We start from the raw sequence: 1,829 nt of genomic DNA on the forward strand, positions 1-1,829 counted from the left end.
GCCTTTTCGTATCCTTGGGAATAAAAACAGGTGCAGTCGCGACTGCTTTTGGACGATCCAAAACCGCGGTTGCAGAGCTTTTTTCACGAGTAAAAGCTGGTTTTAACAGGGCAGCCTCCTGTTTTTCCTTATGTTCTATCATGAACTTTTCGTAGCCGTCAGGTTCCCGGAGCTGATTGGCAAGGGATAATCCGTTCATTGCATCCTTTGCGTACAATACAAGACCGTCATATTCCTTGGCAATCTTCGTATCTGTAAACTTTCTTGACAGTGCGGCTCCGCCAACTAAAATAGGGACGTTAATTCCCGCTTGCTTCATGTCATGTGCTGTCAGGACCATTTGCTGGGCTGACTTGACAAGCAGTCCTGAAAGGCCGACGATATCAGGTTTTTCTTTTTTTATTGCTTCTACTAGTACCGTCGGGTTCACCTTGATCCCAAGGTCGACCACATCGTATCCATTATTGCTGAGGATTATTTCAACAAGGTTCTTGCCAATATCATGTACATCGCCTTTAACTGTGGCCAAAAGCACCTTGCCTTTTGTGGAAGCAGATTCATTCTTTTCCATATACGGTTCCAGATGGGAGACGGCAGCCTTCATGACTTCCGCACTCTGAAGTACCTCGGCTACGATCAATTGATTGTCATTGAACAGCCTGCCGACTTCCTTCATCCCATCCATTAATGGTCCATTAATGATATCAAGTGGGGCAGGGTAGGCGGAGAGCGCGGCATCCAGGTCTGGAACCAGGCCTTCTTTTGTTCCCTCAATAATATAGTAAGCTAGTCTTTCTTCAAGTGTCATATCGGGAAGCGTGCTTTTTGATTCCTTCTTTTTATCACGATAGAAATCCGTAAACTCAGCCAGGGACTGATCTGTTGTGTTGAATAATAACTCCTCTGCCATAGCAACTTCTTCAGGGCTGATCGAAGCGAAGCGTTCGAGCTTTTCTGTATTTACTATGGCATAATCTAGGCCGGCCTGGGTGCAGCGGTATAGAAAAACAGAATTTAACACTTCCCTGCCAACAGGAGGGAGGCCGAACGAAACATTGCTTATTCCCAGAATGGTTTGAGTTTCAGGGAAAGCTTCTTTTATCATCCTGATTCCATCAACTGTTGCTTTTGCAGACCCAATATACTGCTCATCCCCAGTTCCTACGGGAAAAACAAGCGGATCAAATATTAAATCCTGAGGTGGAACTTTATATTTATTCACTAGTAAATCGTAAGAACGTTTTGCGATCTCCAGCTTTCTTTCAGCAGTGACACCCATGCCTATTTCATCAATCGTTCCAACTACCACGGCCGCACCGTATTGATGAATCAGGCGGGCTACTGATTCAAAGCGCTCCTCACCGTCTTCTAGGTTAATAGAATTAATAATCGCTTTTCCTTGTGAATAGGTAAGGGCTTTTTCGATTACATTGTCATCTGTCGAATCAATGACTAGCGGGACTTTTACCTTTTTGACTACTTCCGGGATAAAATCCTCCATATCCTGAAGCTCATCTCTGTCAGGATCTGCAAGGCAAATATCGATGACATGCGCGCCATTCTTGACCTGAGCTCTGGCGATTTCCGCTGCTTCTTCGATTTTCCCTTCTGATATAAGGCGCTTAAATTTCCGTGAACCAATGACATTTGTTCGTTCACCGACCATGATCGGCCTTAAAGTTGGGTCGTCGTAAATGAATGGCTCGATTCCTGAGACCATATGATTAGGATTTGCATCCGTTTGGCGTGGCTGACGTTTCTGCATTTTTTCCGCAATCGCTTTTATATGGGCAGGGGTTGTGCCGCAGCAGCCTCCAACAATATTAATC

Annotated in this window: 1 protein-coding gene; it reads right to left on the reverse strand. The window is 45.0% G+C overall.

Annotation, left to right across the window (positions count from 1 at the left end; genetic code table 11):
- On the reverse strand, nt 1–1,829 hold a 1,829-nt coding region (locus WB217_RS15010), incomplete at both ends, for a dihydropteroate synthase (protein ID WP_423994051.1).

Origin of the sequence: Mesobacillus sp. (assembly GCF_049588175.1) — a bacterium.
Classification (GTDB): domain Bacteria; phylum Bacillota; class Bacilli; order Bacillales; family Cytobacillaceae; genus Mesobacillus.